Origin of the sequence: Marinarcus sediminis (SeqCode) (assembly GCF_048571275.1) — a bacterium.
GTDB classification, from domain to species: Bacteria; Campylobacterota; Campylobacteria; order Campylobacterales; family Arcobacteraceae; genus Marinarcus; species Marinarcus sediminis.
Window position 1 is genome coordinate 2,392,580 of sequence record NZ_CP182357.1, and the last position, 25,429, is coordinate 2,418,008.

A 25,429-nucleotide genomic window follows, 5' to 3' on the forward strand; every position below is an offset into this window, starting at 1 on the left:
AGAGCTTAAAAGCTCTCCCACTCTTCATTGGATTCAGAGGTTTTAGGTTTGAGTGTTTTTACACTTTTTTGCTCTGTAAATTTAGAACTTTTTGGTTTTGGTTTTGCTTTTGCTTTTACAACTTCTATGTTTGGAATCTCTTCTCTTTTACTCATAGCTCTTCCTTTGGCTTCATCTTTTCCATGAAACTCTTTGGCATTGGCATCATTGACTATGAGTTTTGCAATCTCATCTGTTGATACAGCTATATCTCTGGTTTGTGAAGCAACCATCGCATTTTGTTGTGTTTGTTGATCCAGTTGATTCACCGCATCATTGATTTGCTCAATTCCTAAGAGTTGCTCTTTTGAAGCACTCTCTACATCTCCAATAAGCGTAATGGTTTTAGAGATATTTTCATTGAGTTTTTTATACCCTTCAATCATATTTCCAGCAATATTTTTCCCTTGATTGGCTTTTGAAGTGGCATTTTCTACTAAAGATTTAATCTCAGATGCAGCTTCTGCACTTCGTGAAGCCAAGTTACGTACCTCTTGAGCAACCACGGCAAACCCTTTCCCAGCTTCCCCTGCAGTTGCTGCTTCAACGGCTGCATTCAAAGATAAGATATTCGTTTGAAATGCAATTTGGTCAATGACGGTTATGGCTTCATTAATGGCAGTAACTTGGGCATTAATCTCATCCATAGAGACATTGGTTTCATTGGCAAGTTTTTCACCTTGGTTTGCAGAAGCCGTTACATCGGTTGAGAGATTTGACATTTGAGCAATATTCTCAGTATTGAGTCTGATGTTACTGGTGATTTCTTCTAAGGCTGCGGCGGTTTCTTCTAAAGATGAGGCAGCTTCATTGGTACTGGCATTAAGTTTATCAACATTTTTTAAAAGCATAGCAGAACTGTCATCCAGTGTTAATCCATTGATTTTATTGTCTAAAAGCATTCCTGTAATGGAATCCCCTAAGGTATTCACTCCTGTGGCCAATTTTAAAAGATGCTCTTTTAAATGTTTGGTATCTATTTTATTTAAATAACTGTATGAAGCATACTCTTCAATGATATTTAATACATTATCAATATTGTTCTCTAAATTATCTGCCATTTTATTTAAGACATCTTTTAATTGCATTAATGCAGGGTTTGAAACACTTATATCCAACCGTTGGCAAAGATCTCCTTGTTCAAACTCTCCTAAGACTGCAATGGTTTCATCGATGAGTTTTCTGTCCTCTTCGATACCTTTTTTAGTTTTCTCAATATTCCCATTAACCACTTTTGCCATCTCTCCAAATTCATCGCTTGAGTCAATCGCGATTAATTCTGCTGTTTTACTCTCTAAATTGAGGTATGCAAAAAAACTGTTTAAGCCTATTCTAAAACTCTCAAGTTTACTTGAAATTTCACGAATAATTAAAAAAGCTGTTGCTGTACCTAAAACAAGGGCTATAAGAATAAGGGAAGTTACTATTGTTTGAGCAGTTTCGTATACAACATCACCTTGGGCACTGGCCGCTTCTCCTCCTTTAACATTCATATCCACCAATTCAAGCATATCATGTGAGTAATCATTAAATACAATTGCGCCTTCTCTGAGAATTTCCATCGCTTCTTGGGTTTTATTTTCTCTTGATACAGATAATAAATGCTCATGTATTTTCATATACGCTTCAAACTTTTCTGAAAACTTGTCATACAAAGCTTGTTCATCAGCTGAAGAGATCAATTTTTCATAGATTCTACGATTCGTTTTTAAAACACTTTTTACTTCGTTAATAGAGTTTTCAGCCTCTTTCATCTCTTCTGGAGTTTGAGACAATACATGCAAAAATTCGGCAATACGCAAATCAGATGTATTGGTATTAATTTCCTCAACAACTTTAATGCTTGGCATCCAATTTTCTGCCATTATGGTTGACTGGTCATTGACCATACTCATACGTTGCAATGAAATAAATCCCAATATAGCCATTAACACCAATATAATTCCAAACCCCAAACTCAATTTGGTACTTGTTTTTATGTTCTTCAACATTTAATCTCCTATTTAAAATTACTTATTTAATGTAATAGTAAAATTACTGCTACAAAACCTCTCCCCTTTAATATAAAATTCCTCCTTCTTGATTTGTATTTTTCCATTAAAATTTTCTTCAATTATCTCTGTTGATGTGGGTAAAGTTGGACTTTTTTTTAAGAATTCAATAGAGTTTTTGCTGTTGCTTTTAATTGAAATCTCAATTTGATTCATCGTTGATTGAGTTGAGATTAAGATATATCTCTTTTTTCTGCTTCTGTTTTGAGTTAATATATAGATATAATCGTTTAAAATATTTAAAAATACTTGCATCATTTCAGTCTCTACTCCACATATTTCAATATGAGTGGAATAAGTTGTATATACAATGATTTTGGACTTTTTTAAAAAGAGTTGTAAAAGAGTAAGGCTGTTCTGAATGCAGTTTTCCAAATTAAAAAAAGTTATTTCATTGCTTTTATTAAAATAATCATTAAAGTATTTCATTGTTGAAATGAGTTGTTTAATATTCTCATTGATTGTTTCAAGTGTCTCTTTGTAGATGGATTCATCAAATAGACCCATCTCCAAATTAAGTAAACTTCCAGAAGATTGTATATACATTAAATTTAATTGCTCTTCCCATTGAGCAATAAGATTTTGCATTACTTCTGCCGCATGTAAAAAGTTTTTTTCTTTTAACAAATTATTTTTTTGCATGGGATCTATTTTTATTTTTTATATATAAATGAAGAGTATTAAATGGTGTACAAGCCAATTGAACTGTTTGTAATATTGATGCTTTTATTTGCCTCTTTTTTTCTTGAAACACCGTCATCTCACCTAATATTAATTTGTCTTATATATATAAAATTAATAACTTTCTAAAATATTATTTTCTATATATATCAATAAGGTGATTATCTTATCTTATCTTATCTTTCAATTAATTAGCCATTTATATTTTAAATTATTTTTATATTTTTAAGTTAAATAAATAAATAAGAGAAGTTGAATTTAATAATAAAATTAAATAGGAAAAAGAGAAAAAAAATAGGGATACTCTTTTTATCTGTAGCAAAAGATAAAAAGAGTAATAATGACAAGAGAGCTTAAAAGCTCTCCCACTCTTCATTGGATTCAGAGGTTTTAGGTTTGAGTGTTTTTACACTTTTTTGCTCTGTAAATTTAGAACTTTTTGGTTTTGGTTTTGCTTTTGCTTTTACAACTTCTATGTTTGGAATCTCTTCTCTTTTACTCATAGCTCTTCCTTTGGCTTCATCTTTTCCATGAAACTCTTTGGCATTGGCATCATTGACTATGAGTTTTGCAATCTCATCTGTTGATACAGCTATATCTCTGGTTTGTGAAGCAACCATCGCATTTTGTTGTGTTTGTTGATCCAGTTGATTCACCGCATCATTGATTTGCTCAATTCCTAAGAGTTGCTCTTTTGAAGCACTCTCTACATCTCCAATAAGCGTAATGGTTTTAGAGATATTTTCATTGAGTTTTTTATACCCTTCAATCATATTTCCAGCAATATTTTTCCCTTGATTGGCTTTTGAAGTGGCATTTTCTACTAAAGATTTAATCTCAGATGCAGCTTCTGCACTTCGTGAAGCCAAGTTACGTACCTCTTGAGCAACCACGGCAAACCCTTTCCCAGCTTCCCCTGCAGTTGCTGCTTCAACGGCTGCATTCAAAGATAAGATATTCGTTTGAAATGCAATTTGGTCAATGACGGTTATGGCTTCATTAATGGCAGTAACTTGGGCATTAATCTCATCCATAGAGACATTGGTTTCATTGGCAAGTTTTTCACCTTGGTTTGCAGAAGCCGTTACATCGGTTGAGAGATTTGACATTTGAGCAATATTCTCAGTATTGAGTCTGATGTTACTGGTGATTTCTTCTAAGGCTGCGGCGGTTTCTTCTAAAGATGAGGCAGCTTCATTGGTACTGGCATTAAGTTTATCAACATTTTTTAAAAGCATAGCAGAACTGTCATCCAGTGTTAATCCATTGATTTTATTGTCTAAAAGCATTCCTGTAATGGAATCCCCTAAGGTATTCACTCCTGTGGCCAATTTTAAAAGATGCTCTTTTAAATGTTTGGTATCTATTTTATTTAAATAACTGTATGAAGCATACTCTTCAATGATATTTAATACATTATCAATATTGTTCTCTAAATTATCTGCCATTTTATTTAAGACATCTTTTAATTGCATTAATGCAGGGTTTGAAACACTTATATCCAACCGTTGGCAAAGATCTCCTTGTTCAAACTCTCCTAAGACTGCAATGGTTTCATCGATGAGTTTTCTGTCCTCTTCGATACCTTTTTTAGTTTTCTCAATATTCCCATTAACCACTTTTGCCATCTCTCCAAATTCATCGCTTGAGTCAATCGCGATTAATTCTGCTTCGTTTGATTCTCGGTTTAAATATTTAAAAAAGTTTATTAATCCATCTTGAAACAAAGATAAAAGTGTTGCGATGTTTCGAGGCAGTATAACAGCTAATGTGATTGCAAATGCTAAAATTATCAGAGATATTATGATGATTAAAAATTCAAGATTTTGATTCAATTGAGATACATCAGAACCAATTTTATCTTGATCATCTTTAATTGATAATTTTATATTTTCCGATAACTCTGCGACTTTTGGTCCAATAGTATTGATTTTTTCATTAATAGTTTTATTTCTCTCAATGATAATTTGATGTATTGAAGCAACTCCCTTCTCATACGTCTCTATTAAATGAATAATTTCTTTTAAGATTTCTCTTCTTTTGGGATTTTGTACACTTTTTCTTATTGTCAATAATTCTTCATTCAAAGTTATAAACTCTTTGTGCACCCTATCATAATCACTTTGAGAGTTTGACTCCAAAAATTTCATGGTATAAAGTCTTGCTAATAAGAGAGTTCTTAACCCTTCTGCTGTTTTCAAAGAGGTCTCAAAGTCTTTATCTTTTTTTGCACTTTCCATTACAAAAGTTAAATCTTTTTCGATTTTTAGACCAAAAACATCAAGCGTATTGAATTTGATATCATCTCTTTTTTTCATAAACTCAATGATTTCCAAGAAACTTTGCTTATATATTTTGAGTTGATTTTCAATCTCTAATACCATAGGTGCTCGAGTTGGATTTTCAATCTCTTTTTTTGCCGTTTCAATAAACTCAGTTGTTTTTCTAAAATAATTCTCAAACCCCTCAATGTTTGACTGTTCTTTCTTATCAAGGTATGCCATTACACTTAATCTCATCATAAGCATATTGGCTTGAACCCGTCCAGCTAAAACACTGTCTTTTGCCATTTCTCTGTAATTTGTAAAACCCTCCCCAGATTTTGCAATTCCATATGTACTGTATGAAGCTAAAAAGACAATTAAAATAACCATCACCGAAAATGAAAGTATAAGTTTCATTTTTATTGTTAAATTTTTTAACATTTTCTTCTCCTATTGAATATTATGTATTTAATGTGATAATAAAAGCATTACCACAAAACCTCTGTTTGTTAATATAGAACTTCTCATTTTGAATTTTAAGTTCTGCATTAAAACTCTCTTCTAATATCTCCTTTGTTGTTGGAAGTGTTTTGCTTTTTTCTATTTTTTCTATATCCTTTTCACTGTTATTTTTTATGCTTATCTCAATTTGATTCATACTGATTTTTGTTGAAATAAATATTTGACCATTTAAAACACGTTTATTTTGAGTTAAAATAAATATTTGTCGATTAAAGATATTAATGAGTACTTGCATCAATTCTGTCTCTACTCCAAATATCTCGATATGACTCTCAAAAGTTGTATGCACAACTATTTTTGACCTCTCAAAAAATGAATGCACCAACATAAGGCTATTTTCTATGCAGTTTTCTAAGTTAAAAAACTTTTTTTCATTATTTTGATTAAAGTAATCATTAAAGTATTTCATGGTAGGAATGAGTTGTTTAATATTCTCATTGATACTCTCAAGTGTCTCTTTATACATGCTTTCAGTAAGCACACCCATTTCCAAGTTCACTAAAGTTCCAGATGATTTCGTATAGATTAAACTTAACTGTTCTTTCCATTGAGTAATAAGCGCTTGCATTACTTCTGTTCCATGCAAAAATTTACTCTCACTTAATAAATTATTATTTCGCTTTTGATTCATCGTAATCTCCTTGAAAAGAAAAGATAAGCTGAAAAAAATAGATGGCTTAAAAATAAAATAATGGAATGAATGTTAATTCTCATGATGTAGATTGGTTCATCTTTTTTAAAAACACAATCACCTCACTTACTATTAATTTATAGTACTCTTGCAAAACTAATAACTTTTTTAAATATTTTTTTTAATTATTCCACTAAGGTGAATTTATCTTATCTTATCTTATCTTTCAATTAATTAGCCATTTAATTTTTATTTGATTATGTTAAACTGAAAAAATAAAAAAATAAATAAGAGAAGTTGAATTTAATAATAAAATTAAATGAGCAGTGGATAAAAAAATAGGAATACTCTTTTTATCTGTACTAAAAGATAAAAAGAGCAATAATAAGAAGAGAGCTTAAAAGCTCTCCCACTCTTCATTGGATGTTTCAGAATGATTTGTTTTGATTATTTTTTCACTTTTTTTTTCTGGTGATTTAAACATTTTTGGTTTTGCTTTTACTTTGGCAACTTCTATGTTTGGAATCTCTTCTCTTTTACTCATAGCTCTGCCTTTGGCTTCATCTTTCCCATGAAACTCTTTGGCATTGGCATTACTGACAATGAGTTTTGCAATCTCATCGGTTAAAACAGCAATATCTTGTGTATGTGAAGCAACCATCGCATTTTGTTGTGTTTGTTGATCCAATTGATTGACTGCATCATTGATTTGCTCAATTCCTAACAGTTGTTCTTTTGAAGCCCCTTCAATATCGGAAATCAAATTAATGGTTTTAGAAATATCTTCATTGAGTTTTTTATATCCTGCAATCATATCACCTGCAATATTTTTCCCTTGATTGGCTTTTGAAGTAGCCGTTTCAACCAATGATTTAATCTCAGATGCAGCTTCTGCACTTCGTGAAGCCAAGTTACGTACCTCTTGAGCAACCACGGCAAACCCTTTCCCCGCTTCCCCTGCAGTTGCTGCTTCAACGGCTGCATTCAAAGATAAGATATTCGTTTGAAATGCAATTTGGTCAATGACGGTTATGGCTTCATTAATGGCAGTAACTTGTGCATTAATCTCATCCATAGAGACATTGGTTTCATTGGCAAGTTTTTCACCTTGGTTTGCAGAAGCCGTTACATCGGTTGAGAGATTTGACATTTGAGCAATATTCTCAGTATTGAGTCTGATGTTACTGGTGATTTCTTCTAAGGCTGCGGCGGTTTCTTCTAAAGATGAAGCCGCATCATTTGAACTAGCATTAAGTTTATCGACATTGTCTAAAAGAACATGAGAACTCTCATCCAGTGTTAATCCATTGATTTTATTTTCCAATAACATGGAATTGATAATATCAGCAAGATTATTTAACCCTTTTGCTACAGTTCCTACATCATTTTCAACTCTGTCTCTAAAATCTAATTTTGCAAAACTGTCTAATACTCGTGTGATTTTATTGATATCTTCACACACATTATGTGTAGTAACATCAAGCATATTATTAAAAATGGTTTTTAACTCTTGAAGACTCTCATTTTGAGTACTTTTTTCTATTCTTTGATTTAGTCGTCCATTGCCCACTTCATTGACCACTCTTTTTACATCATCAATTAAGTTGTTATCTTGTTCGATTAATTTTTGTGTTTTTTCTATATTCGAATTAACTACTTTTGCCATTTGGGCAAACTCATCTTCACCATCCAGTTTTATTAAATCTACACTCTTCACTTCTTTGTTAAGATAAGAAAAAAACGAAAGCAACCCTACTTTGAAGCTGTTTAATGAATTTATAATCTCTTTTGATATTATTAAAGAAACAATGACAAAAATGGCAATAGCAACAATGGCTAAAGTTAACAACATATTGTCTAAAAATGAATTTGACTCATTTTTTAACTCTAAAGCACTTTTATTGATCTCTTCTAATTTTAATTCAAGGGCTACGCCTATTTTAGCCATACCCAACATAATACTTTTACGCTCTGGTGATACCTCTTGTCTGTGTTCGTTAAACGCCTCAATTTCTAAAGCAGAAACTTGAGTGAACGCTTCAATATATTTTGTTGTCAAGTTAATAATATCATCACATAACTGTTGGTTCTTATCACTACTCAACCCCTCTTTAAAAGAACTGACGTCGTTACTTATGGCATTAAACTTATCTTTTACTTTTTGGGCACCCGCTTCATTGGGCAATCTTGAAAATTGATAAACAGCAATTCTTCCATTTAAAACTTCTTGGATGAATTTATTTGTATGTAAAGCAGCTTCATTTCTTGTATTTGAAATAGTGCTGTAATGGTTATAGATGATGCCACTTATTATAACAATAAGAACAAATAGCGTGGGGAATAACAAGAGTTTTTTCTTTGTACTCATTTGATTTAACATTTTTTTCTCCTAGTTAAAAATTATGTATTTAATGTGATAATAAAAGCATTACCACAAAACCTCTGTTTGTTAATATAGAACTTCTCATTTTGAATTTTAAGTTCTGCATTAAAACTCTCTTCTAATATCTCCTTTGTTGTTGGAAGTGTTTTGCTTTTTTCTATTTTTTCTATATCCTTTTCACTGTTATTTTTTATGCTTATCTCAATTTGATTCATACTGATTTTTGTTGAAATAAATATTTGACCATTTAAAACACGTTTATTTTGAGTTAAAATAAATATTTGTCGATTAAAGATATTAATGAGTACTTGCATCAACTCTGTCTCTACTCCAAATATCTCGATATGACTCTCAAAAGTTGTATGCACAACTATTTTTGACCTTTCAAAAAATGGATACACCAACATAAGGCTATTTTCTATGCAGTTTTCTAAGTTAAAAAACTTTTTTTCATTATTTTGATTAAAGTAATCATTAAAGTATTTCATGGTAGGAATGAGTTGTTTAATATTCTCATTGATACTCTCAAGTGTCTCTTTATACATGCTTTCAGTAAGCACACCCATTTCCAAGTTCACTAAAGTTCCAGATGATTTCGTATAGATTAAACTTAACTGTTCTTTCCATTGAGTAATAAGCGCTTGCATTACTTCTGTTCCATGCAAAAGTTTACTCTCACTTAAGAAATTATTATTTCGCTTTAGATTCATCGTAATCTCCTTTAAAAGAAAAGATAAGCTGAAAAAAATAGATGGTTTAAAAATAAAATAATAAAATGAATGTTAATACGCATAATTGAGATTGGTTCATCTTTTTTAAAAAACACAATCACCTCACTTACTATTAATTTATAGTACTCTTGCAAAACTAATAACTTTTCAAAATATTATTTTTAATTATTCCACTAAGGTGATTATCTTATCTTATCTTATCTTTCAATTAATTAGCCATTTAATTTCATTTTATTTTTATTTGATTATGTTAAAATCCAAAAATGAAAAAACTGGCCTTTTATAAACTCACCAACACTCTATATGAAATGAGTTATAACAATTATTTAAATCACTTAAAAAAAAATATCTTTTCCAAAAATTGGTTTAAAAAAGCGTGTAAAGAGAAAAAAATTAGAGTTAAATATTTATCAAGAAATATTTTAAAAAACGATTCAAAAAAAAATTATTTATTATCTGAAGAGGGGATTGCTTACTTTTCTAAATTTTTTGTATTAAAATTTTATTATGAACCTTTAGAAGATGAAAACCATTTAAAACTCTTAAACATCAATATAAGAAATGAAACACTTATTAAAACAATAACTTTGTTATTCTCCATGCAAAAAGAGTTTCTGCGAACAAATTATTATCAAGATATGCTTGTTCTTGATAGAAAAACATTTATTCTTGAATACATCAAAGAATATGACTCCTATTTAGATGCCTCAGTTTTATCTAAAATTTTAAATAATATCACCTATATTTCAGAAGATAAGATTTTTAAACTCAATCATTTAATCCCTACAAAAGGTTTTTTATACTCTTTATACATCAAAGATATTATCAATGATGATACCGATAAAGGTACCATACAAGGAGATAAAGATATTGCTGATTTACTCTATAAGAAATATAATATTAAGCTTTCAAGAAGAACCACCTGCAGTATCAGAAATAAGTATTTGATTCCAAAAACATATAAACGAAAAGATTTTAATTTCAATTTCTTTTTGCTGAATGACAATTACTATGAGAGTAAAAAAATACTCAATAAAAAAAATCTGCAATATTTAAAGAATAATACACAAGGTGTTTATGAACTCTCTTCAAATAAAATAGAGAAATACCCTTTTTCCAGTAACAATGTCATTTATATTGGATCATCACAAAATATTAAAAAGAGGTTATTAACATACACTTCACAAACGGCACATACAAACACCATTAAAAACTTTTTTAAAGAGAATGAAGAGATCTATTTTCGTATTATCAGAACGACAGATTACCAAAATTTTGAGATGCTTTTACTGAACTCATTTATTCATGTCAACGGAGAATTGCCCAAATTAAATAAACAACGTGTTTTAAGCTTGAATAATCATAATTGTGAATAAAGTTGTCCCAATGAAATTCCTGCATCATTTAAAGGGATAGCTTTACTGTAATAGTACTCTCTTTTTATGGCATTCAATTGGGAAGTGACTCTTTGAAGTAAAACCTTATTTTGAAAAACCCCTCCTGTTAATACTACGGGTAAGTCAGGGTTTTGTTTTGTTATATCGATTATAATAGAACTCAACATATTGATAAATTTTGTGCAAATAAGTGCACTCTTTTTGTCTTCTATCATTTGAACAATGGCTTGTGATATGTCAATGCCTTCAGCTGTAATTTCATAAGCGTATGACTCTTGAATGGTTTTATCATACGCTTGTTCAACAAGCAATCCACTCTCCCCTTCATAACTTACATTTTGTTCAATACCTGCAAAAGAACAAACTGCATCAAAGAGTCTTCCCACCGAAGAGGTTAAGGGGGCATTTAACTCTTTCATCCAAATGGTGTGCAAAAGTTCTATCTCTTTATTTGAAAAAGCTTTGATAGTAGCATTGTCTATAGCAAAAAGTTCTTGCAGAGTATAATTTTCAAACAGAAGTGAAAGGGCTACTCTTTTTATCTGCTTTATTGCCACTTCCCCTCCTAAGAGTTTAAAGTTTTTAAAATGATTGATTCTCACATACTCTTTTTTTGAAGCCAACAAAATTTCTCCTCCCCAAATATTTCCATCGTCTCCATATCCTGTGCCATCAAATGCAAAAGAGAGGACAGACTGTTTTAAATGAAACTCTGCCATACACGCTAAAGTGTGGGCATAATGATGTTGGATTTGTACCAAAGGTATATTTTGCTCTTTTGCCCATTTGGTTGTCTCATAATTGGGGTGTTTATCGCATACTATCACATCGGGTTTAAAATCATAAAAACGTTCAAAGCTCTCAATTGTTCTTTCAAAATACTCCATGGCTTCAATGGAGTTCAAATCACCAATATGAGGAGAGAGTACAATATTGTCTTCAAAACACAACGCAATGGTATTTTTTTGATTCGCGCCCAGTGCCAAAATATTCTTTTTACTTTTCTCCTCAAGTTTAATGGAAGCAGGCGTATACCCTCTGGCATTTCTCAGTTTAAAAAGTTGGTTATTGACCACCTTTACCACACTGTCATCACATGCATTGATAATTTCTCTGTCAAAATCAAGAATAAAGTCAACCACAAATCCCAGTTTTTTTATGATCTCCTCTTTTTTACGAATAATGGGTTCATCACTCAAATTTGCGCTCGTTGCTACAATGGGTTTGTCAAAATATTCAAACAACAAATAGTGCAAAGGGGTATAGGCTAAAAAAAGACCAATATCATTGATGCAAGGAGCAATTTCTGAACTTAAAACACTCCCTTCTTTTTTTGCCACTAAAACAATGGGCTTCTCTTTTGATGCAATAATGGCTCGTTCTTCTTGAGTTATTATCGCTATTTGTTCAACTTGTTGGATATCTTTACACATTAAGGCAAAAGGTTTTCTTGGTCTGTTTTTTCTTTGTCGAAGTTTTTTTACAGCATAGTTACTGCTGGCATCACACACCAAATGAAATCCACCTAAACCTTTAAGGGCAACAATTTCCCCCAATTTTAATTTTTGTGCCACTGCGTTAATGGCATCAATTCCAGAAGAGATTTCATTGTTTTGATTATCGTACAATGTAATTTTAGGTCCACACGTTGGGCAACAAATGGGTTGAGCATGGTATCTTCTGTTTGTTGGGTCATCATACTCTTTTTGACAAGTTTCACACAACGTAAATTTTTTCATGGAAGTATTTACTCTGTCATAAGGAACCGTTTTAATTATAGAGTACCTTGGACCACAGTTTGTACAATTGGTTAAGGCGTAGTTGTATCTGAAGTTGCTGGAATCTTTAATATCAGCAATACAATCTTCACACACCGCAATATCAGGAGAAATCAGAGTTGTTTTTGTCACATCATTTGTGCTTTGTATGATTTCAAACGAAGCATAGGTTTTGTCTGCAGTCATAGGATACACCGTAATTTTATCAATCTTAGCTAAAACAGGAGGATGAAGTTGAAGCTCTTCTAGAAAAGAGTCTATTGAGCTCTTTTCCCCTTGTAAGAACACAGTAAGCCCTAATGAGTCATTATTTACATACCCTTTTAAATTCAATTTTAATGCAAGATTATAGACAAAGGGACGAAACCCCACCCCTTGAACAATACCTTTGACTTCAACTCTATAATTTTGCATTCATGCTCACTCGTTTATTTGTATAGGAAAGTCCTTATTATAATATATTTTATGTTTTTTTGTAATACTTCTGTCGATAAAATGGGAAATCACTCTGTTTGCGCAAAGATCTCCACAAAATGAGATTCCATCTAAACTCATCTCTTCTTCGACTTCATCAACACAACGGGAGATAAACTCAGCAAAACTCTCAATATAACCTAAGGCTATAACATTTGCGGATGTTCCTGCTAATTTATAACTGATACCACTTTGTATGACTTTGGCAATATTTAATTGACGTTTAAATATTTTATCTGACATATTGAGTTGGTAATCAACTCTGGGACCTTTTTTTAAAACAACATCAGATGCCAAAGTTAACATATCTTCTTCAAATCCTAAAATAACACACACCATGCTCCACAAACCATAAACTGAATTTTTTTGAATCGTGTGTGTATCAAAACATAACGCTTTTTCAAAAAGTTCTGGAAACGCTTTTTGATAGTTTGTTACAAGAGTTGATCCCAAAGGCTCTTCTTTTATTGTATTAAAAACATCTTCGATACAAGGGGGCAATTGGACGTTAAAAATATCAAGCATTCCATCAATTTTTGGACTATACAGAGTTGTTCCATCAGAGTGTTTACTGCTTATATAAAAATTTAAAACGCTCTTATTTAAGAGCTGATTCTCACTTAAAAGCACCATAAATTGTGCTTTGTCTTTTTCATTGAATTGTTGATACGCCACATTGAGTTTTTCATCATAATCACGTGAATTCAATACCAAAATTTGACCATTGTCTGAAACTGAAATTTCAGGTATGGGAATCTCTTTATACTCTTTTTTTGCACTAAAAGTAAAACTATAGTCAAATTCACCCTTTTGTGTATACGCTAAAAATTTTATCGCATACTTTTCCAATTCCAAACTTAAAAGATATAAAAAAAGATCGTTGACATACCGTACATTAAGCCTTTTTTCTTTAAAAATATTTTTTGCTTGTGTGGCCTCATTGATATGTAACATTATTGCTGGTTTTTCAATGCAAGCTAGGGCAATGACCTCTTCTTTTGAAACCGTAAAAAACTCTTGAAGTGCATTCAAATCGGTACATAAAAGTTTAATATTATCTTCTGCAGCAACTTTTTCATCTATTTTAAAAAAAATAAACTCACCGCTTAAGGTTCTGATTTTTACTCTTTTGCCATTATGAATATATTGTGCAACTGACTCAAAATATTCGATGTTATTGGACTTTTTTATCTCTTTTTTACCTTCAAAAAGTATTAACTCATTGGTTTTTAAATCTTGACCACAATGACTACAAAAAAGAAAAGGGTTGTAGTAGTTACGATCTTTTTTATTCTCAACTTGAGTTAAACATTTTTTACAAAAACTCAAAGGGAACTCGGAAGCAGATGTTTCACTCACAACGTTAGGAAACTCTTCAACACTTTCAACCTCGACATTTTTGATAAAAATCGACATGGGAAGGGAGTGTGAAAGTTCATTGGAAAAAACATTAAGCACTTCCAGTGAACCTTCAACAAACAAATTGATAAGATTGTTCTCTTTTGAAATAGTATACTCTAAATCATACTTTTTAGCACAAGCATGTAAATTGTTAATGAGTACACTGTTATTAGAAAGATATTCAAACTTATAAACAAGGACCATGGATAATGTTCCTTTTAAAACTTATTTGTGCAATTTCTTCAATACAAAGTTTTGGTGAAATAACTTGAACATCCAAATTCAAATCTTTGAGATGATTTATAATGGTTTTTTCCATGGTTTTAACGGCTGTTTTTATTTCAGAACTTAATTCAAAAGTCGTATCATCGGCAATACGTTTGGGAATAACCCCTAAAATTTTTGTCGAAGGAAGGTCTTTGTTCATGGCAATCATATTGAGTGTTTGAAGCATTTCAACTTCATGAGCACTGCCTTGCCAATTAATCTGTTTAGGCATTGCATTAAAATCAAAAAAATAGATATCCCCCGCTTTTGAATCATTGGCATCCACACAATCAATAATGATTACTTCATCATATTTAATGATTTCAGGAATCAATCTTTGTGCCAATGTTCCACCATCAACAATACTCACTGTGGCACTTTTTGAACAAAATGTATATTTTTCATCAAGATAGTGCACAAAATGTGCACCAATACCTTCATCTTGAAAAAGAATATTTCCTATTCCCAATATCAGAATATTCATGCTTATTTCTTATGCTCTTTATGTTCTTTATGCTGAGTATGCCAAGTATATCCACTGAATATGGCATCCATTGAACCACTTTTCCCATACAAAGAATTAAATACCGCCATATAAATATGTACAGGGATAAAAAATAAAAATATCCACATCGTAATATGATGTATCTCTCGTACATTTGCTAATCCACCCATAAGCATCTCAAAGGGTCTGAGTATCTCATAGAAAAAACCACCCAATCCATCGTGGTAAACATGAACATACAAAATCATTCCCGTTAACGAAATTAAAAACAGTGTCATGAAAATAATAAAATAGGCAATAAACTGCAGTGGATTATAAATCCCTCTGCCGTGTGGATGTTTACCAATTAGCATATAATATTTTATTTGTTGTATCCAAATCTTTGGAGAGATAAAATCAAAAAATGAAACTCGTTCGTTTTTACTTTGCCGATCGAAAATAAACAAGTATATCTTCACCAAAGTTGTTGCTATTAATATAAATCCAAACACCAAATGCCAAAATCGCCACAAGGCATTCATAAAATTAACCGGTTCATCCGTAACGTATGGCGTTAAAAAAGGTTTTGCAATATAAAACCCCGTTACAACTAAAACCAACATAGTAACAACCCTTACCCAGTGGTTAAATCGTAAAACGCCAGAAAACTCATATATTCTTTCAATCATTGTTTAGCCTTTCTTTAGCATCTGGTTGCATAAATCGGATCAACTTTATATTGCCCCAGTTCATTTCCTTTGGTATCCATGACATGAACGGCACAGGCAATACAAGGATCAAAACTGTGAATAACTCGAATAATTTCCAAAGGTTGGGTTAAATCTTTAACCTTTAAACCAATAAGATTTGATTCATAAGGACCTTTTAAACCCGTAGAGTCTTCAGGGCCTGCATTCCAAGTTGAAGGCACAATGGCTTGATAGTTTTCAATTACCCCATTTTTAATACGAACCCAGTGACTGAGCATTCCTCTTGGAACATCCCCAATAAATCGACCTTTATACTCTTTGCTTTTGTCAATTTTATAGGTTGTATAGGTCTCTTGATCCACTTTTAAATTTTCAATAAGGGTATTAAATGTTTCTAAACCATTATCAATGATGGCTTTTGCTTGCAGTGCACGAGCTGCTGTTCGCCCCAATGTGGTAAAAAGTGCAGCAACAGGCAATCCTGTTTGCTCTAAAAACGCATCCACAACTTTTTTGATTTTTTTATTTCCACTGGCATATGAAACCAATACCGCTGCCAATGGCCCTACTTCCATTGCTTTGCCATCATATCTTGGTGATTTAATCCAAGAGTATTTTCCTTTTTCATCAATGGCTTGAGAAGAGATATTTTTGCCATCAGGTCCTACTGTCATTTTCTCTTTAAAGCCAGTATAGTCTGGATTTGTTTTCCCTTCATAAGGGTGTAAAGGTTCATTCTCTTTATACCAAGAGTGTGTTGCTTCTTCGGTGATCAAATCTTCATTAATAGGATACACTTTTGATAAATCTCCATTGAGAATAATCCCTGTGTCAAAAAGATATTCGCTTCGGTTTAATTGCATCTCTTGATGAGACATGAAGTTCATCGTACCTGCTTGTTGTGTGACACTGGGTTCTTTAGCATAAGCAGCACCTGCCATTAAAACATCTGCATAATAAGCGTGTTCTATAAAATTTGCCACCTCTTTATATTTGGTCAAATATTCACCCATTCGTGAAGGATCTTGTAAATCCATAATACACGTTACTCCACCTACGGTTAAACTTTGTGGGTGAGGTTGTTTCCCTCCAAAAAGTGCCATGAGTTGAGCTGCCGTTCTTTGAACTTCCAGTGCTTTTAAATAATGACTTAAAGCAATTAAGTTTTGTTCTGGTGTAAATTTAAACGTTTTATGTCCCCAATATGCATTGGCAAATGGACCCAGTTGTCCTTTTGCTACAAACTCTTGAACTCTCTCTTTAACTCTGTACAAATCATTTTCACCTGTAGCAATCGGATATTTTGAGTATTTAAACGCCTCTTTACTCGCTTTTGCCACATCGGCTTTAAGAGCAGATGTAATATCCACCCAATCTAAACCATGAAGATGATAAAAATGCACCACATGATCGTGCATAAAGAGTGCTTGGTTCATCAAACTTCGTGTCAATTTTGCATTGATTGGTGGTACAATGTTTAACGCATTTTCAACCGCTTCAATCCCCGCTCGATAGTGAGAAAACGTACAAACACCACAAATTCTTTGCATTAAAAAACCAGCATCTCTGGGGTCTCTTTTTTTTACAATGGTTTCTAATCCTCTCCATAATGTTGCCGAAGAAAAAGCATTTTGTATAACATTATTTTCATCTACTTCAACTTCAATTCTTAAGTGCCCTTCAATTCTTGTTATTGGGTCAACTATGATTCTTTTATTTGCCATTTTCTATTCCTCATCATCACTTTTTGGATTTTTAACATTGGCTATAACCGCATGTGCTGCGATACCAATGGCGGTTACACTTAATAAGCCAATACCAATTTTATCAGCAGTTGCATCTGCCCCTGCTCCACCAAAAACGGTGTTATACATTTTATCTGCAACAGGTTCTTCAAAAGGCCCCATGGTATCCCAAAAATCGGGTTCACTGCAGCCAATACATCCATGACCCGCTTGAATTGGCCACGACATATGAGAGTTAAATTTATTTTTTGAACAGTTATTAAATGTATAAGGCCCTTTACACCCTACTTTGTACAAACAATAACCTCTTTTAGCCCCTTCATCACCAAACTCTTCTACAAACTCACCTGCATCAAAATGACCTCGCCGTTCACATAAGTCATGAATACGCATTCCATAAGCCCATTTTGGTCTGTTGTACGCATCAAGCGCAGGAAGTGTTCCGTATAAAATATAGTGCAAGAGTGTTCCAACAATATTCTTTTCGCTGGGAGGACAACCAGGAACATTAATGACGGTTTTATTCGTAACTTTTGAAAGTCCTACTGCACCAGTAGGATTTGGAATGGCAGCTTGAACACCACCAAATGAAGAGCAGGTTCCAATGGCAAAAATAGCAGCAGCATTTTCGGCTGCTTCTTTGGCATTTTGTTCTCCTGTTCTTCCGTGTCCACCAATGGTTAAAAAATGTGCATTTTGTCCTTGTGGAATTCCCCCTTCAACCATCAAAATATATTGTCCCTTGTATTTTTCAATGGCGTGTTCTAAATTGTGTTCGGCTTGCCAACCAGCTGCTGCCATAAGTGTTTCGTGATACTCTAAAGAGATATAATCAAAAATCAAAGAGTCAATCGTAGGAGCATCGGTTCTTAACAAAGATTCTGAACACCCGGTACACTCTGCCATATGAAGCCAAATAATAGGCAATCGGTCACTCAATTGGGCTGCTTTTGCAACCAATGGAGTAAATGAACCGGGCAAAGCAAGCATAGCAGTCATTGCCGTTGCCCATTTCATAAAGTCTCGTCTGTTTATCCCTTTTTTTTCTAAAACCTCTGGAATGGTTTGACTCTCATGCAACTTTGGAAGTTTTTCCAAATCATCCAATCTGGTTGAGAGTTTATTAAAGAGCTCTGTCATATTCAAAATAGATCCTTTTTAATAGCATAAATATTACAAATAATGAACAATTATTCACTTAATTATCTTTAAAAAAACCAAACTCAAAAAAAAGATTAATCACATCAAATAAAAATAATTATGAATAACTATTCACTTAATATCTTGTAAAAAGCCCAACTTAAGAACTAAAGGCTGGGTATTTAAAAAAAGAGATATTAATAACGCCAGAGTTGACGATGAAATAAACAGTTACTCATAAATATTTAATTAAAAGAAGTGGCTCTAATCCAAGAGTTTGGCTCAATAATTTTATGAATGATTATTCATTAATGAATAGTACATAACTTAAACTTAACTTTAAATTAATCAGTAGTTTTTAATGCAGAATTTTTGATAATCTTTTTTTATGGATGAGATTTCTCACTTCAAACAGTGATTCATGAAAAAATAATATTTTATAGCAAAACAAATCACTAAAACACAAGAGTGCAGTGCTCTTGTGTTTTAATCATTAAAATCCAAAGGGTACTCTTTGGGTAAAATGACATTAAATGTTTTGGTCAATGCTTTATAACTCTTTTCTAAAAGTGTTGTATTTGCAAACAAATTACCACACAATACAATATCATTGATATTCAACTCATTTTTAAGTGTATTCGCTTGGTTTGAGATAAATTCACTCAAACTCTCATAAAATGAAAAAGCCAATAAATCATTTGGCACATCGGCAAGTTTATAACTCATCATACTTTGAACCGTTCGTCGATAATCCAAATAGTTCACTCCATTGAGTTTGATGATTCTCATGTCAATGTTAATTCCGCTTTTCACAGAACAGTTACTTGCAGCGGCTTCAAACTCTTTTGAACTTTTCATCCCCAACAAATACGCACATAAGTGAATAATTGATTCAAACCCTGAAGACTCTTCAAAAATCAGATCCATATTTTCAAAAAGTTTTGGAAATCTTTTTTTGTAGTTTACAATCAAACGAGGCGTATTTTCATCTAAATCACCAATCTCTTCAAGATTGATTTGCAAATTAAGATGAATATTGGGCACTTCAATAATGGTTTTTTTACCCAAAGAAGGAGTATTAACCGCAATTTCACTCTTACTGTTTTGAGTCGTAAAATAGACACCAATGGTGGAGTTGATTCGTTTATTGTATTCGCTCAACGTTGCTTTAAAAACACCTTCATAAAAATCAAAGTACTCTCTTGAAGTATTAAAAACTTTTTGTGCATTGTAATCATATTTGGGAAACAGACCACTGTTCCCCTCAACAATAAAGGTTTTTTCTTCCATGTAATTGACTTTGATCTCTTCATTCACATTTTCACTGCTGCAATAAATCAATGCATCAAAGCCCAACTCTTTGATTTCATATGCGAGTAAAAAACTCTCTTTGTCATAGGGCATTTTGGCATAAATATAGTTTGTTGTACTGTATTGGTTTTGATTGTTTGCTTGAAAATTCAGTTTGAGTTTAACCAAGGGTCTCTCAATGGAACAAAGCAGTTGTACCTCTTTTTGATTGAGAGAAAGCATGCTCTCAAAAGCATGCGTATTGGCAATGAACATATTGACATTTTTAGATACTGCTTCAAGTTTTTTTCTGTTTATAGCACTGGGTTTCGCAAAATATTTTAAACCATTGGAAGTGTGCAGTTGTACAATTTTACCCGCAGCAATCTCTTGGGCATTTTTTGCTTGAGAGTGATCATTGTTTTTAATGAGTTCAACAACGGCATCATTACTTAAACACAAAGTGGGTTGTACATTTTCTAAAGGCAGAAAAGTGATCTCTTCTGGTATTGTTTCAATAACTCTTGAACTTTCCATAAAAATAGACAGTGGCAACTTCTCTTCTAGGCATTGAAAAAAGTGTTCGATGGCTTCGGCACTGTCTTGGGCGATAATATAGATATATCCATTGCACTGTTTGCATTGTGCTTTTATCTTCTCTTCTAAAATTAACTCATTGATGATTTTTCTGATATATTCACTTCTTGAGTTATATTTTATTTCATAGATTATCTGCATGTAGTATCTTCTTCATTTGGAATTCTTCTTAAGTGTTCTCCATTGTAACTTCCAATTAAGGCTTGGGCAATATCTTTTACACTTTTTTCACTGACTTTATCCGCTTTGATACCCAAAGACTCTATCTCTTTTATGACGTGTAAAATGTACTCATTAAATCGCTCTTCAATTGTGGAAGTCAATCCAATTTCAACGGTTACAATATCTTCAGGAATAATCCCCAATATTGTCACTTGGGCATGTTTGTCCAATACAGAACAAATCTCAAGCATCTCAATAATTTCAACTTCATGGGCTGTTTTTCTGTAATTGCCCAAACCCAAAAGTACATCAGAAGGCAATCTAAAAATCTCACCTGCCTTATCTTCAATTGATACGGTATCTAAGATAATGACATTATCATACTCTTGAAAATAACTCATGAGTTTAAAGCCCAATGTTCCACCATCAATGATTTCGAGTTCGGGTTCAAAACGATAATTCTCTTCTATATATTTTGATGCATAAATTCCAATACCTTCATCTTTAAAAAGAAGATTTCCCACACCAATTACAATATTTTTCATATACTCTCCTGATACTTTATAAACTCAAAGCATTATAAGTGGAACCAACATACCATTTATAATACCTTATAATCAAAAAATGGGTTGTAGAGGACTACAACCCATTTAATTTTAACGAAAAATTAAATCATCGCGATGACTATTTCTCTTTTTTACCCTCTTCGTTCACAAATTTATATCCACCTAAAACAATGTTGATATCGCCTTCACCCCAGAAAATGGTTCTCCAGATTTGATAATAAATATGTGAAAATGCCCACATGATAATTAAATACATTGCCGTATGATGTGCAATTCTAACTCCCATATTTCCACCAAATACACTCAATGTCCAATCGGTTGAAAAATGCAATAACCAAGGCCACCAAGCTCCAATAGAGCTGTGTCCTGAAGCTAAACCATGCACATACATTTGAAGCCCTGTTAATAACATAAAGACCAACATGATATGAAACAAAGTGAAGAACATAATATTGTAACTGTCACTGTATGTTGAATCAAAGTTTTTTCTTCTGTTAAATGTAATAAGGTTAAAAAAGACTTCACAAAATTCAACAAAATTCCTTTTTGTTGGTAAAATCTTTTTATACGGTTTTTCAAACTTTGAAAACAGATACAAATAACCAATCAAAATTGCCGTAACATCAAAAATAATGGCAGCAATAAAATGGCCCCATCTGTTCCACGCCATCACATATTTATCCACAGCAGGGTCAGCTATGAATGTTTGATAATAAGGATGCCCGATATATAACCCGGTTGCAACTGCAACAACCATACAAATCGCATTCATCCAGTGAATGGTTCGCATGGTTGGAGTCATTCTCTCAACCTTGTTGAATTTACGCACAGCTTACTCCTAAAGGATTTACTTTATATACGCTCAACTCTTTACCATTTGTATCCACAATGTGCACAGCACACGCAATACAAGGGTCAAAACTGTGAATGGTTCTAATAATTTCCAACGGTTCATCCGGATTGACCACTTTTGTTCCTACCAATGAAGCTTCATACGCTCCCAATCTCTCTTTATAATCTTTTGGTGCAGCATTCCAAGTTGATGGAACTACGGCTTGATAATTGAGCACTTTACCGTCTTTGATTTTAACCCAATGCCCTAAAGCACCTCGTGGAGCTTCTGCCATACCAAAACCTTGTGTATCTGCAGAAACTTTTTCAAAATCAAACTCTGTCCAAGTACTTAAATCACCATTTGCAGCATTTACAGCCAACTCATCCGCCCATTCAACACATTTAATTGCCATGAGTTCTGTCTCTATTGCACGTGCAGCTGTTCTTCCAATAGTTGAGAAAAGAACCGTTGTAGGTAAGTTTCCATTTTTTAAGAATGTTGTTACATGTTTTGTAATCAATTCATCCCCTCTGGCAACACCAACAATCATACGTGCCAATGGTCCCACTTCCATTCTTTCATCATCATAAAGTGGTGATTTAATCCAAGAGTATTTTTGGGTCGTATCTAAATACGCAATACCATTCTCTTTTTTACCAAAACCAGTATAGTTAGGACTGGTAACTCCATCGTATGGGTGAAGATTTGTTTTACCTTCATACCAAGCGTGTGTAACGTCTTCTGTAATTTTAGTTTGGTCTAAATCGAATACTTTTGATAAATCTTTATTTAAAACAATACCACTTGGGAAGAGTTTTTTAGATTCATAAAATGGCAGATCATCTAAGTTAAAGTCACCATAAGACATAAAGTTACCTAAACCACCACCAACACCGTCAAGTGCTTCTTGAGCATACATTGTTCCAGCCATATAAACATCTGGCAAATACGCTTCTTGAGTAAATTTAAGACCTTTTTTCAAGATTTTTTTATACTCTGCAATTCTGGCAGGATTTTTAATGTCTTGAACACAGGTTACTCCACCTACAACCAATGATTGAGGATGCGGATTTTTCCCACCAAAAATAGCCAAGGCTTTTGCCAGCTCTCTTTGAAGTTCTAATGCATCTAAATAGTGTGAAAGTGCAATTAAGTTTTGCTCAGGAGTCAGCTTATACGCTTTGCTTCCCCAATACGCATTTCCAAATACTCCAAGTCGTCCTTGTTTTACATATTTAGTCACTCTTTCTTGAACTTGTTTATATGCACTTACACTTGCATTCCATGGGTTTGATTTTGCAACACCTGCCCATTTATGTGCTTCATCAACTGCTTTTTGAGGATCTGCTTCTAACGCTTTTGTAATGTCAACAAAATCAAGCGCATGTAAGTGATAGAAATGAACAATGTGATCATGCACATACAATCCACCTTGCATTAAGTTTCGTACCAATCTTGCATTTTTTGGAATGGTAATTTTAAATGCATGTTCAACCGCTTCAATACTTCGTTGATAATGAGTACCTGTACAAACACCACAAATTCTCATTGCAAGCAAACCACAATCTCTTGGGTCTCTTCCTTTAAGGATTTCTTCGATTCCTCTGAACATTGTTGATGAACTGAATGCATCTGTGATGACATTATTTTCATCAATAACTGCTTCAATTCTCAAATGTCCTTCAATTCTTGTTATTGGGTCAATTACAATATGTTTCTTACTCATTATCTTCTCCATGCTCTGATTTTTTACCCGCAACGGCACTTGCCACTGCATGGGCTGCAATTCCAATTGTTGTTGCTGTTAATAATCCAAGTCCGAATTCATCAACAGTTTTTTCTACGCCACCCGTTGGTGCTTTAATTTTAGCATCTGACATTGGTCTTTCATACGCATATTTATCCCAAAAATCAGGCTCACTACAACCAATACATCCTCGACCAACACCTACGGGCCAATTTGTACCTTCGTTATATCGAATAATTGAACAGTTGTTAAATGTCATAGGACCTTTACACCCCACTTTATATAAACAGAAGTTGTTTTTAGCACCTTCATCACCAAACTCTTCAACATATTCACCCGCATCAAAGTGCGCTCTTCTTTCACAATTGTCATGAATTCTGTAACCAAAGGCAAATTTAGGTCTTAACAATGAATCTAACTCTGGAACTTGTCCACTTAAAATAAAGTGCAATACCACACCAACCATATTTGCAGGGTTTGCAGGACAGGCAGGAATATTGATAATAGGTTTACCTTTAACAATATCCATTACACCAACAGCACCTGTTGGGTTTGGAGCAGCCGCTGGAATTCCACCAAATGAAGCACATGAACCTACCGCAACAACCGCAGCAGAATCTTTTGCCAATCTCTCTAAATGTGCTCTGAATGTTTCACCAGAAGCACCAATGGTTCCATATTGGCCATTCATACCCGTAGGAATTGAACCTTCGACAAAAAGAAGATATTTCCCTTTAAAAGTCTCTAAAGCATCTTCCAGTTGCGCATCGGCTTGATGACCAGAAGCCGCCATGATGGTTTCATGGAACTCTAAACTTAATACATCAAAAATAAGCTCATCAACTGTGGGAGCACTGCTTCTTAAAAGAGCTTCAGAGTTACCCGCACAATCTTGTAACTCAATCCAAATAACAGGAACTCTGTTCATTAACTCGGTAGCTTCTGCCACAAGTGGAGTAAACATAGGAGGAAGCATAAGCGTTGCAGTTGTTGCACTGACCCACTTCATAAAATCTCTTCTGTTGATCCCCTCAATCTCTATGACTTCAGTCATATCAATATCTTTAAGTTTTGGTGAATTCCTTAAAGAGTCTAACCTTGCTCTCATTTTAGAATAAAGTGAATTGTAATACTCATCCCCTTTATTCGTATCTACTCTTGCTGATTTTTGTGTAAAAACCTTCTTAACCATCTCTTGCGAATCTATAGCCATCGTTTCCTCCTCTTAATGAATATTCATTTACTTTTAAAAAAGTACCCACTTGACACTTATACGAAACTTAAACCCAAACACCGTTTCAACTCCTACCATAGCATTAACGTAGCATTCATTTAACGATATTATAACCATGAAGTTTACCTAAATTTTGGAAATTAATCAAAAAAATTATAAAAATACGATTGCACGGTTATTGTATAAAAATTTATTCATATTCAGAATTTATTTTGTATATTATATATCATTAGGTTCAGTGATTTTTTAAGAATTTATAAAAAAAAACTCAATGTTCCTTTTTTACTCAAAAAAATTGGA

18 protein-coding genes are annotated in these 25,429 nt (G+C 33.0%); 1 reads left to right on the top strand and 17 read right to left on the bottom strand.

Going from position 1 to position 25,429, the window contains the following annotated elements; translation table 11 throughout:
• Positions 1 to 5: 5 nt before the first annotated feature.
• From ACNI3C_RS11960 to ACNI3C_RS11985, 6 genes are all read right to left on the bottom strand, one after another.
• Positions 6 to 2,030 carry a methyl-accepting chemotaxis protein gene (locus tag ACNI3C_RS11960; protein ID WP_419770034.1) on the bottom strand — a complete coding sequence of 675 codons (2,025 nt, stop codon included), beginning with the start codon at positions 2,028 to 2,030 and terminating at the stop codon, positions 6 to 8.
• Positions 2,031 to 2,048: 18 nt separating this feature from the next.
• The gene (locus tag ACNI3C_RS11965) at positions 2,049 to 2,732 is read right to left on the bottom strand and encodes a sensor histidine kinase (protein WP_419770035.1); all 684 of its coding nucleotides are present in this window, start codon (positions 2,730 to 2,732) and stop codon (positions 2,049 to 2,051) included.
• A 392-nt stretch (positions 2,733 to 3,124) separates the two neighbouring features.
• Positions 3,125 to 5,476: a HAMP domain-containing methyl-accepting chemotaxis protein gene (locus ACNI3C_RS11970; protein WP_419770036.1), complete on the bottom strand. Its 2,352-nt coding sequence runs from the start codon at positions 5,474 to 5,476 to the stop codon at positions 3,125 to 3,127.
• A gap of 19 nt (positions 5,477 to 5,495) precedes the next feature.
• Positions 5,496 to 6,188 carry a sensor histidine kinase gene (locus ACNI3C_RS11975; protein ID WP_419770037.1) on the bottom strand — a complete coding sequence of 231 codons (693 nt, stop codon included), beginning with the start codon at positions 6,186 to 6,188 and terminating at the stop codon, positions 5,496 to 5,498.
• Positions 6,189 to 6,585: 397 nt separating this feature from the next.
• Positions 6,586 to 8,568, bottom strand: a complete 1,983-nt coding sequence (locus ACNI3C_RS11980) for a methyl-accepting chemotaxis protein (RefSeq protein WP_419770038.1) — start codon at positions 8,566 to 8,568, stop codon at positions 6,586 to 6,588.
• A 20-nt stretch (positions 8,569 to 8,588) separates the two neighbouring features.
• Positions 8,589 to 9,281, bottom strand: coding sequence for a sensor histidine kinase (locus tag ACNI3C_RS11985; protein ID WP_419770039.1), 693 nt, complete (start codon positions 9,279 to 9,281; stop codon positions 8,589 to 8,591).
• Positions 9,282 to 9,565: 284 nt separating this feature from the next.
• On the opposite strand from ACNI3C_RS11985, the gene ACNI3C_RS11990 reads away from it, so the two are divergent.
• Positions 9,566 to 10,678, top strand: coding sequence for a GIY-YIG nuclease family protein (locus ACNI3C_RS11990; RefSeq protein ID WP_419770040.1), 1,113 nt, complete (start codon positions 9,566 to 9,568; stop codon positions 10,676 to 10,678).
• Here ACNI3C_RS11990 and hypF read toward each other — a convergent pair.
• The 11 genes from hypF to ACNI3C_RS12045 all read right to left on the bottom strand — a co-directional run bounded on the left by hypF (position 10,663) and on the right by ACNI3C_RS12045 (position 25,108).
• The gene (hypF, locus tag ACNI3C_RS11995; protein WP_419770041.1) at positions 10,663 to 12,891 is read right to left on the bottom strand and encodes a carbamoyltransferase HypF; all 2,229 of its coding nucleotides are present in this window, start codon (positions 12,889 to 12,891) and stop codon (positions 10,663 to 10,665) included. The genes ACNI3C_RS11990 and hypF overlap by 16 nt on opposite strands.
• A gap of 6 nt (positions 12,892 to 12,897) precedes the next feature.
• Entirely contained in the window at positions 12,898 to 14,556 is a 1,659-nt protein-coding gene (locus tag ACNI3C_RS12000; protein WP_419770042.1) for a hypothetical protein, read from the bottom strand.
• The gene (locus ACNI3C_RS12005) at positions 14,540 to 15,103 is read right to left on the bottom strand and encodes a HyaD/HybD family hydrogenase maturation endopeptidase (protein WP_419770043.1); all 564 of its coding nucleotides are present in this window, start codon (positions 15,101 to 15,103) and stop codon (positions 14,540 to 14,542) included. The genes ACNI3C_RS12000 and ACNI3C_RS12005 overlap by 17 nt, the downstream gene beginning before the upstream one ends.
• A 2-nt stretch (positions 15,104 to 15,105) precedes the next feature.
• Positions 15,106 to 15,792 carry a Ni/Fe-hydrogenase, b-type cytochrome subunit gene (cybH, locus tag ACNI3C_RS12010; protein WP_419770044.1) on the bottom strand — a complete coding sequence of 229 codons (687 nt, stop codon included), beginning with the start codon at positions 15,790 to 15,792 and terminating at the stop codon, positions 15,106 to 15,108.
• A 14-nt stretch (positions 15,793 to 15,806) separates the two neighbouring features.
• On the bottom strand, positions 15,807 to 17,537 hold the full coding sequence (locus ACNI3C_RS12015) for a nickel-dependent hydrogenase large subunit (RefSeq protein ID WP_419770045.1): 1,731 nt from the start codon (positions 17,535 to 17,537) through the stop codon (positions 15,807 to 15,809).
• Positions 17,538 to 17,540: 3 nt separating this feature from the next.
• On the bottom strand, positions 17,541 to 18,698 hold the full coding sequence (locus ACNI3C_RS12020; protein WP_419771462.1) for a hydrogenase small subunit: 1,158 nt from the start codon (positions 18,696 to 18,698) through the stop codon (positions 17,541 to 17,543).
• 486 nt (positions 18,699 to 19,184) lie between these two features.
• The gene (locus ACNI3C_RS12025; RefSeq protein ID WP_419770046.1) at positions 19,185 to 20,726 is read right to left on the bottom strand and encodes a Kae1-like domain-containing protein; all 1,542 of its coding nucleotides are present in this window, start codon (positions 20,724 to 20,726) and stop codon (positions 19,185 to 19,187) included.
• Positions 20,717 to 21,292 (bottom strand): hydrogenase maturation protease, encoded by a 576-nt coding sequence (locus ACNI3C_RS12030; protein WP_419770047.1) that lies wholly within the window; start codon positions 21,290 to 21,292, stop codon positions 20,717 to 20,719. The genes ACNI3C_RS12025 and ACNI3C_RS12030 overlap by 10 nt, the downstream gene beginning before the upstream one ends.
• Before the next feature lie 139 nt (positions 21,293 to 21,431).
• Complete coding sequence (locus ACNI3C_RS12035) at positions 21,432 to 22,115, bottom strand: cytochrome b/b6 domain-containing protein (RefSeq protein WP_419771463.1); 684 nt, start codon at positions 22,113 to 22,115, stop codon at positions 21,432 to 21,434.
• A 19-nt stretch (positions 22,116 to 22,134) separates the two neighbouring features.
• The gene (locus ACNI3C_RS12040; RefSeq protein ID WP_419770048.1) at positions 22,135 to 23,874 is read right to left on the bottom strand and encodes a nickel-dependent hydrogenase large subunit; all 1,740 of its coding nucleotides are present in this window, start codon (positions 23,872 to 23,874) and stop codon (positions 22,135 to 22,137) included.
• On the bottom strand, positions 23,867 to 25,108 hold the full coding sequence (locus tag ACNI3C_RS12045) for a hydrogenase small subunit (RefSeq protein ID WP_419770049.1): 1,242 nt from the start codon (positions 25,106 to 25,108) through the stop codon (positions 23,867 to 23,869). The genes ACNI3C_RS12040 and ACNI3C_RS12045 overlap by 8 nt, the downstream gene beginning before the upstream one ends.
• Positions 25,109 to 25,429 lie beyond the last annotated feature (321 nt).

Coding starts and splice junctions, on each gene's coding strand:
- ACNI3C_RS11960 (WP_419770034.1), bottom strand. CDS start 2,030: ATGTTGAAGAACATAAAAACAAGTACCAAATTGAGTTTGGGGTTTGGA.
- ACNI3C_RS11965 (WP_419770035.1), bottom strand. CDS start 2,732: ATGCAAAAAAATAATTTGTTAAAAGAAAAAAACTTTTTACATGCGGCA.
- ACNI3C_RS11970 (WP_419770036.1), bottom strand. CDS start 5,476: ATGTTAAAAAATTTAACAATAAAAATGAAACTTATACTTTCATTTTCG.
- ACNI3C_RS11975 (WP_419770037.1), bottom strand. CDS start 6,188: ATGAATCAAAAGCGAAATAATAATTTATTAAGTGAGAGTAAATTTTTG.
- ACNI3C_RS11980 (WP_419770038.1), bottom strand. CDS start 8,568: ATGTTAAATCAAATGAGTACAAAGAAAAAACTCTTGTTATTCCCCACG.
- ACNI3C_RS11985 (WP_419770039.1), bottom strand. CDS start 9,281: ATGAATCTAAAGCGAAATAATAATTTCTTAAGTGAGAGTAAACTTTTG.
- ACNI3C_RS11990 (WP_419770040.1), top strand. CDS start 9,566: ATGAAAAAACTGGCCTTTTATAAACTCACCAACACTCTATATGAAATG.
- hypF (WP_419770041.1), bottom strand. CDS start 12,891: ATGCAAAATTATAGAGTTGAAGTCAAAGGTATTGTTCAAGGGGTGGGG.
- ACNI3C_RS12000 (WP_419770042.1), bottom strand. CDS start 14,556: ATGGTCCTTGTTTATAAGTTTGAATATCTTTCTAATAACAGTGTACTC.
- ACNI3C_RS12005 (WP_419770043.1), bottom strand. CDS start 15,103: ATGAATATTCTGATATTGGGAATAGGAAATATTCTTTTTCAAGATGAA.
- cybH (WP_419770044.1), bottom strand. CDS start 15,792: ATGATTGAAAGAATATATGAGTTTTCTGGCGTTTTACGATTTAACCAC.
- ACNI3C_RS12015 (WP_419770045.1), bottom strand. CDS start 17,537: ATGGCAAATAAAAGAATCATAGTTGACCCAATAACAAGAATTGAAGGG.
- ACNI3C_RS12020 (WP_419771462.1), bottom strand. CDS start 18,698: ATGACAGAGCTCTTTAATAAACTCTCAACCAGATTGGATGATTTGGAA.
- ACNI3C_RS12025 (WP_419770046.1), bottom strand. CDS start 20,726: ATGCAGATAATCTATGAAATAAAATATAACTCAAGAAGTGAATATATC.
- ACNI3C_RS12030 (WP_419770047.1), bottom strand. CDS start 21,292: ATGAAAAATATTGTAATTGGTGTGGGAAATCTTCTTTTTAAAGATGAA.
- ACNI3C_RS12035 (WP_419771463.1), bottom strand. CDS start 22,115: ATGACTCCAACCATGCGAACCATTCACTGGATGAATGCGATTTGTATG.
- ACNI3C_RS12040 (WP_419770048.1), bottom strand. CDS start 23,874: ATGAGTAAGAAACATATTGTAATTGACCCAATAACAAGAATTGAAGGA.
- ACNI3C_RS12045 (WP_419770049.1), bottom strand. CDS start 25,108: ATGGCTATAGATTCGCAAGAGATGGTTAAGAAGGTTTTTACACAAAAA.